This is a genomic window from Prochlorococcus marinus XMU1406, assembly GCF_017696055.1.
In the GTDB taxonomy this organism is placed as follows: Bacteria; Cyanobacteriota; Cyanobacteriia; order PCC-6307; family Cyanobiaceae; genus Prochlorococcus_A; species Prochlorococcus_A marinus_W.
In genome coordinates this window covers 572,494-580,954 of sequence record NZ_JAAORG010000003.1, presented here as the reverse complement: position 1 = coordinate 580,954, position 8,461 = coordinate 572,494, and the positions used below count along the sequence as shown (strand labels likewise).

At 30.7% G+C, this 8,461-nt stretch carries 5 protein-coding genes; 2 read left to right on the top strand and 3 right to left on the bottom strand.

What is annotated here, in order from left to right:
* Positions 1–172 precede the first annotated feature (172 nt).
* From thrC to HA149_RS09500, 3 genes are read right to left on the bottom strand one after another with little or no spacing between them, the layout of a single operon-like run.
* Positions 173–1,276: a threonine synthase gene (gene thrC, locus HA149_RS09510; protein ID WP_209115316.1), complete on the bottom strand. Its 1,104-nt coding sequence runs from the start codon at positions 1,274–1,276 to the stop codon at positions 173–175.
* A 6-nt stretch (positions 1,277–1,282) separates the two neighbouring features.
* Positions 1,283–1,855 (bottom strand): alpha/beta hydrolase, encoded by a 573-nt coding sequence (locus HA149_RS09505; protein WP_209115314.1) that lies wholly within the window; start codon positions 1,853–1,855, stop codon positions 1,283–1,285.
* Positions 1,856–3,712: an ABC1 kinase family protein gene (locus tag HA149_RS09500; protein ID WP_209115312.1), complete on the bottom strand. Its 1,857-nt coding sequence runs from the start codon at positions 3,710–3,712 to the stop codon at positions 1,856–1,858. It abuts the gene before it with no gap.
* A 68-nt stretch (positions 3,713–3,780) separates the two neighbouring features.
* Here HA149_RS09500 and HA149_RS09495 point away from each other — a divergent pair, with 68 nt between their 5' ends.
* Positions 3,781–5,460 carry an AAA family ATPase gene (locus HA149_RS09495; protein ID WP_209115310.1) on the top strand — a complete coding sequence of 560 codons (1,680 nt, stop codon included), beginning with the start codon at positions 3,781–3,783 and terminating at the stop codon, positions 5,458–5,460.
* A gap of 53 nt (positions 5,461–5,513) precedes the next feature.
* A complete protein-coding gene (gene uvrA, locus HA149_RS09490; protein WP_209115303.1) occupies positions 5,514–8,417 on the top strand; it encodes an excinuclease ABC subunit UvrA in 2,904 nt (967 codons plus the stop codon).
* The last annotated feature ends 44 nt before the right edge of the window (positions 8,418–8,461 follow it).

The window sequence follows — 8,461 nt, the reverse complement described above, 5'->3', positions numbered from 1 at the left end:
AAATAGATTAGGAATATTTATATATGTGAAAAAATTTATTTATTTGTTGAATAAATTTAAATTTTTTGAAAAAAGAAAAAAATATTCAACAAATAGATTTACTTTTTATTTATTTTTCAACAAATGATGTTTGTTTTTAATTGATTTCCACAGACACTATTTTTTTTGGATTTTAATATCCTAAGATTTTAGTTATATTTTTTAATGAAGGTTCAATGTTTTTTCTAAAAATAGCATCATTATTTTTTATAGCGCAATCAGGATCTTTTAAGCCATTTCCAGTAAGAACACAAACAATGGTAGATTCTTTTTGAATTCTATTTTTATTTTTAATCAGTCCAGCAACTGATGCTGCACTTGCAGGTTCACAAAAGATTCCTTCCTTAGCAAGGATTTTATAAGCATTTATTATTTCTTCGTCTGTAACTGACTGAAAATCTCCTTTACTTTCTTTCTTTACTTTTTTTGCTTTTTCCCTATTTACAGGATTCCCAATTCTTATTGCTGTTGCTATTGTCTCTGGGTATTTAACTATAATATTTTTTACTAATGGAGCAGATCCTTCTGATTGAAAACCCATCATAATTGGTAATTTTAAATTTCTTTTTATTTTTGAATATTCTTTAAATCCCATCCAATAAGCAGTTATGTTTCCTGCATTGCCCATTGGAATACAAAGCCAATCAGGAGCAATACCTAGGTCATCAACTATTTCAAAAGCTGCTGTTTTTTGTCCTTGTATACGATATGGATTAACAGAATTAACAAGCTCTATAGGGTGTTCTGAGGATAAATCTCTAACAATTTCAAGAGCTCTATCAAAGTTTCCATCAATAGATATTATTTCAGCGCCATACATTAAAGCTTGCGCAAGCTTTCCTTGTGCAACATATCCTTCTGGGATTAAAACATAAGGTTTTAATCCTCCCCTAGAAGCATATGCAGCAGCAGCAGCAGAAGTGTTTCCAGTACTTGCACAAATTACAGCTTCACGGCCTTCTTCTTTTGCTTTGCTTATTGCCATAGTCATACCACGATCTTTAAAAGAACCTGTTGGATTAAGGCCATCATATTTTAAAAAAACTTTTGTCCCATTTCCAATTAAATTGCTGATTGAATCGCTTAAAATTAGTGGTGTATTTCCTTCATTGAGGGAAATGATAGGAGTTTTCTTTGAAACTGGGAGATATTGTTTATAAGCTTCGATTAGACCTGGCCATCTTTTTTTTCTGTAATTGATACCTAGTTTATTTTTGATTTTATTTAATAACACCATGGTTGTTTAATTTTCTTTAATTTTTTCTAGAGGAGAATTGGTGAAAAAGGTTAATAATTCTGAAATTGATTCTACTTTATTCATAACTTTGCTCAAAGCGCTGACGTCTAAAATTACAGTTTTAGTTGGATATGCTTCAAAAAAATTTATTAGATTTATTTTTCCATTTCCTAAATTTATTCCTTGAATTACGCTCGCTCTAAGGGCTAACATTCCTGTTCTATCATCATTTGCCCTGGGTGGGTGGATAATAGATGAAAGTCTTGTTAAAAAAACGTTTCCTATTTCAGAATATACTAATTTGCTTGCAATCGTAATAGGGACTTCAAAATCTTTATTCAATACTTCTCTAATTTCTTTATTTGGAGACCCTGTAGATTTTAAAATTTTTTTTAATTTTCTTGTTGATTTACCTCCTTTAGCGAAAGATTTTAAAGAATTTAATTTAATTGTTCTTGAAAAGATGCTGTATGTAATCTTAATTTCTTCAGCAGCATTAGCTTTGGGAACGTTAAAGAAAAATGGAGAACTTGCTAAAATAAAAAATATTTTAAATATTAAAAATTTACTAAACTTCATTTAGATATTTGCACCAGCGGCAATCTTAACAAGTCTAACCATTCCTTTTTCAGTTACTTTTTTTGCAATTTCAATACCCATTTCTTTTGTATAGGGCTCATTAATAAGTCTAGGTACCCTTTTTAAAAAAATGTCAATCGAATAGCCAGGTACTTTTTGTAAAATCTCCAAAAAGTTTCTCAATGGCTCTACATACATTATAAGATCACTTAAATTGTTATTTTCGTTAATCGTGTTTAATTTAATTGATTTTGGAAGATAGTTATTCAAATTTTTCAATATTTTTAGGCTTAGTAAATCAATCTGATTTGTTAAACCTTCAATTATCTCTTTTCTAAGAAATCCTCCATTAGGGGAAAAGAGAAGATTTATAACTTCGTCTAAAAGTTTTTCTAAATCTAGATTTGTTTGCTTTGCAGCGTTAGAAAGCAGATCTTCTAAACGGTCCCATTTAAATTTTTTATTATCAAAAAGCATTTCTTTGAGACTTTCTCTTAATTGTGGATCAGGGTCTTCCATTAGTCTTTTTGCAAAATATGGATATGCTGCGCCTAATATTTTGAAGTTCGGATCTACGCTTAAAGCAATTCCTTCTAATGTAAGTAATGACCTAATTATAAGTGCATAATATGGAGGTAGCTTGAAAGGGAATTTATACATAACACCAGACATATCGTCTGTTACGCTTTTGAAATCCATTTTTGAAACTCCTTGTTCAACAGCGTTAATGAAAACATCTTGAAATGCTGGAACAATGGGTTCTAGATTAACTTCCTCTGATAAAAAACCTAATTTTACGAAATCTTGAGATAATTTATCGAAGTTTTTATTTACTAAATGTACTACTGCTTGAATTAATCCTGATCTAGATTCTCTGGAAACCTCACTCATCATTCCAAAATCTAGATAACATAGTCTTCCATCTTCCAAGGCTAATAAATTACCTGGATGTGGGTCTGCATGAAAAAAACCATGTTCTAAAAGCTGTTCTAAACTGCATTGAACCCCTATATTAATCATTTCATCAGGATTGATTCCTAAATTTTTTACGTCTTCTAAATTTGTTAATTTTGTACCGTCTATCCATTCCATTGCTAAAACTCTCCTTGAAGTTATTTCTTTGTAAATTTTTGGCACGGCAATCATTTTGTTATGTTTATGCATATCTCTAAATTTTTCTGCATTTGCAGCTTCGTTTAAATAATCCATCTCTTCAAAAACTCTCTTACCTAACTCATCAATTAAAGCAACTAGATCACTTCTTATTAATCCGATATTGTTTTTTAGCCAATAAGCAATGTTTCTCACTATGTAAAGATCTAAAGTAATTTGTTCTCTTAAACCAGGCCGTTGTACTTTTACTGCAATGATCTCTTCATTTTTTAATTTAGCTTTATGCACTTGCCCTAAAGAAGCAGCGGAAATTGGCTCTTTATCAATTTCTAAAAAAATCTCATTTATTTTGGACCCTAAATCTTCTTCAATCAATTCCATTGCTTTATCGCCATCAAACCCTGGTAGTTGATCTTGTAATTCAGATAATTCTTCTAGAAGAATTGCGGGAATTATATCTGGTCTTGTTGATAAAGCTTGACCTGCTTTAACAAATGCAGGTCCAAGTTCTACTAATAAATTTGTTAATTCTTTTGCTCTAAATCTTGCTTGCTGTTCATTTTTTAATCTTCCAGTTAGTTTGTCCCAACCAATACAAAAGATATAAGCAAAAATAGGTATGAGTGTTTGCCAAAGTCTTTTTAAAAGCCTTTTAGGATTTTTTTTGTAAATTTTAGAAATTGTATCTGGATCGTAATTTAAGAGACCAGATAACTCAATAAAATCAGTAAAATCTTCTTTCATTACTTTATATATGTAAAACCTTTATTTTTTTAAAAAAGAAGTTAATTTTTTTATATGGAAGATTTATCATGTTAATACAACTTAAAATAGAAAATATCGCCTTAATAGAAATTATAGAAATTAATTTTGAAAAAGGTTTGAATATCATAACTGGGGATTCAGGCTCAGGAAAATCGCTAATTTTGGATTCCCTAAATGCTTTATTTGGTGGAACTAATATACCTCTAAAGCATTTAATACGTCCAGGAAAAGATTTTTGCGTTGTCGAGGCAATATTTTCTTCTTCTTCCCAAATTAACAATTGGTTAATTAGTAATGGCTTTGAAATAAGTTCTTCAGAAATAAAAATTAAAAGAAAATCTTATAAAAAAAATAATAAAATTTTATCCAAATATACTCTTAATAATTGGCCAATTAATAGACAATCCTTAGAAAAACTTGGACGATTTTTAATAGATTTCGCAGGACAGTTTGATACTTTTATCTTTGATTCTTTAGATAAGAGAAGATTAATTATAGATGAATTATGTTCTCAAGAGTTAAGAGATAATAGTCAAAAGATTAAAAAAATATGGGGAGAAAGTGAAGTTTTAAAAGAATTAATGAATGAAAAAATAGAATCTTCTAGGATTCAAGAACAAAACAACTTGGCAATTAAACAAATGTTGCAGAGTTTAGAAGAAGCTGATTTAAATTCGAATGAAGAAATTTTAGAATTAGAGTTATTAGAAAATAAACTTGTAAATAATTTCGAAATTAATAATTCAATTAAATCATCATTAGAAAACTTAAATAATTTCAGTCATGATGAACCATCAGTAATGTTTTTAATAAATCAATCAATAAAAATTTTAAATAAAACAGCAGATTTCGATTTAAAGATTCAAAAATTTAGAGAGAGGTTATTAAATATTCATGACGATGTTGAAGATTTAATTTTTGCTCTAAACTCATATTTGCAAGACATAGAAAATTATGAATCTAATCTTCCAGAAATACAAAGAAGATTATTTTTTTTAAAAAACTTGGAGAGAAAGTTTTCATTGGATTTACCTCAATTAATTGAAAAGCGCGATCAATTAAAGACGTATTTTCAACAAAAGGACCAAGGTAATGAGATTTGCAAGATTAAAGCACAAATTGAAAATTTACAAAGCAATTTAAATTCTTTATTTGTTATTCAATCTACTGAAAGAAAAAAAATTGCTATACAGTTACAAAATTCAGTAATGTCAATTTTAAGTAATTTAGGATTAGAAAATGCAAATTTTTCAATTCAATTTTCTCAAGGTCAGCCTTCTTCTGATGGAATTGATAATATAAATTTTTTGTTTTCGGCTAATCCTGATCAAAAGCTTGCTCCCCTATCTAATGTTATTTCTGGTGGAGAAATGTCAAGATTCTTATTAGCAATAAAATCTAGTATTTCTAAAAAACCTAATACTTTCTTTTTAGATGAAATTGATAATGGCTTAAGTGGTAAATCTTTATTTTCTTTGGTTGAATTAATAAAAGAAATCTCTCAAGATCAACAAATTTTATGTATTACCCATCAGCCTTTTCTAGCGGCTGCAGGATTAGCTCACTTTAAAGTTAATAAAAATGTAATTAATGGAATAACTTATACTTCAATATCAAAATTAATTACAAAAAAACAAAGAAAACATGAATTAGTAGAACTCATTGGGGGAGGTTTTGGCGAAGCAAATGATTACGCTTCTAGACTTATTGAAAGGGCAGCTGCATAAAATAAAAAAAATTCCACTATAATAACTTCTTTAAATCAAAGTTAGATTTAAACATGGTCAAAAAAAATAATAATTGTTTTGAGGAAGGTAATTCGATCAATATTAGAGGAGCTCGTCAGCATAATTTAAAAAATATTGACCTCTCCTTACCTAGGAATAAATTTATAGTTTTTACTGGTGTAAGTGGCAGTGGGAAAAGTTCTTTAGCTTTCGATACGATTTTTGCTGAAGGTCAAAGAAGATATGTTGAGAGTTTATCAGCATATGCAAGACAATTTTTGGGACAAGTAGATAAACCAGATGTTGATAATATTGAGGGTTTATCGCCTGCTATTTCAATTGATCAAAAATCTACAAGTCATAATCCTCGATCAACAGTTGGAACAGTAACAGAGATACAAGATTATTTAAGGTTATTGTTTGGCCGTGCTGGTGAGCCGCATTGTCATCACTGCGGAATTCCAATTGCGCCTCAAACAATTGATGAAATGGTTGATCAAATTCTTTTATTACCAGAGGGGACAAGGTACCAGTTATTAGCACCTGTTGTAAGGGGAAAGAAAGGTACGCACACAAAATTAATAAGTGGATTAGCCGCTGAGGGATTTGCTAGGGTAAGAATTAATGGTGAGGTAAGAGAACTTGCTGATAGTATTGAACTAGACAAAAATCAAATTCATAATATTGAGGTAGTAGTTGACAGACTAATCGCAAGAGAAGGAATACAAGAAAGATTGAATGATTCTTTGCAAACTTGTCTCAAAAGAGGCGATGGTTTGGCAATAGTAGAAGTTGTGCCTAAAAAAGGGGAAAACCTTCCTCCTAATTTAGAAAGAGAGAAATTATACTCAGAAAATTATGCATGTCCTGTTCATGGTTCCATCGTAGAGGAACTTTCTCCAAGATTATTTTCTTTCAACAGCCCATATGGAGCTTGTCCAGATTGCCATGGTATTGGTTATCTAAAAAAATTTACTGCTGATAGAGTCATACCAGATAAAAAATTACCTGTTTATGCTGCAATAGCTCCTTGGAGTGAAAAAGATAATACTTACTATTTTTCTTTACTATATTCTGTAGGGCAAGCGTACGGTTTTGAATTAAAAACTCCTTGGCAGGATTTAAGTGATTTGCAAAAAAACGTACTACTTTTAGGATCAGATAAACCAATATTAATCCAAGCTGATAGTCGCTTTAAAACTTCTAGTGGTTTTGAAAGACCTTTTGAGGGAATTTTACCAATATTGGAAAGGCAATTGAATGAAGCTAATGGAGAATCAGTTAAACAAAAGTTAGAAAAATATTTAGAATTGGTACCTTGTAAGACATGTTCGGGAAAAAGACTAAGACCAGAGGCTTTAGCGGTTAAACTTGGTCCTTACAACATAACTGATTTAACCTCTACGAGTGTTTCTGAAACCTTAACTAATATCGAACGAATCATGGGATTAGGGAAGACAAAGAAGGAAAATATATCTTTATCAGAAAAACAAAAGCAGATAGGTGAGTTGGTTTTAAAAGAGATTCGTTTACGCTTGAAGTTTTTAATAAATGTAGGTTTAGATTATTTGACTTTAGATAGACCAGCCATGACTTTGTCTGGCGGTGAGGCTCAGCGTATTAGATTGGCTACACAAATAGGTGCAGGACTTACTGGTGTTTTATATGTATTAGATGAGCCTAGTATTGGTTTACATCAGAGAGATAATGACAGATTATTAGAAACATTAAAAAGTTTAAGAGACCTAGGAAATACTTTGGTTGTGGTTGAACATGATGAAGATACTATGAAATCCGCAGATTATTTAGTAGATATTGGCCCAGGGGCAGGTGTTTATGGTGGGGAAATTATTGCTAAAGGATCTTATCAAGATGTCTTAAATTCAGAAAGATCATTAACTGGAGCTTATCTTAGTGGTAGGAAGTCGATTCCCACTCCAAAAGAACGTAGATCATCCGTAAAAAAAAGTTTGATTTTAAATAATTGCTCTAAAAATAATTTAAAAAATATCTCTGTGGAATTTCCTTTAGGAAGATTAGTTTCTGTAACTGGTGTAAGTGGCAGTGGGAAAAGTACCTTAATAAATGAATTGCTTCACCCTGCATTGTGTCACTCATTAGGATTAAAAGTTCCTTTTCCTCAAGGTGTAAAAGAGTTAAAGGGTATAAAAGCAATTGATAAAGTTATCGTTATTGATCAATCTCCAATTGGGAGAACACCTAGATCAAATCCTGCTACTTACACAGGTGCTTTTGATCCTATAAGGCAGATATTTACTGCCACAGTAGAAGCAAAAGCAAGAGGTTATCAAGCTGGTCAATTTAGTTTTAATGTGAAAGGAGGAAGATGCGAAGCGTGTAAAGGCCAGGGAGTCAATGTTATTGAAATGAATTTTTTACCTGATGTGTATGTTCAATGTGAAGTATGTAAAGGAGCTCGTTTTAATAGGGAAACTCTTCAAGTTAAATATAAAGGTTTTAATATATCTGATGTTTTAGAGATGACTGTTGAACAAGCTGCAGAAACTTTCTCTGCTATACCTCAAGCTGCTGAAAGATTATCTACTTTGGTAGATGTTGGATTAGGATATGTCAAATTAGGTCAACCAGCTCCTACATTATCTGGAGGAGAGGCTCAAAGAGTTAAGTTAGCTACAGAATTATCAAAGAGGGCTACTGGAAAAACGTTATATTTGATTGATGAACCCACTACAGGTTTAAGTTTTTATGATGTACATAAATTAATGGATGTGATACAACGTTTGGTAGATAAAGGTAATTCAGTAATTGTTATTGAACATAATTTAGATGTTATTCGATGTTCGGATTGGATTATCGATTTAGGACCTGATGGAGGGGATAAAGGCGGAGAAATTATTGCAGAAGGTATACCTGAGGATGTAGCTAAAAATCCTACTAGTCATACAGCAAAATATCTTAAAAAAGTTCTAAAATAAGAAAATACTTGTTGTATTTCTTTGTAATTTAATTATCTCAGCAA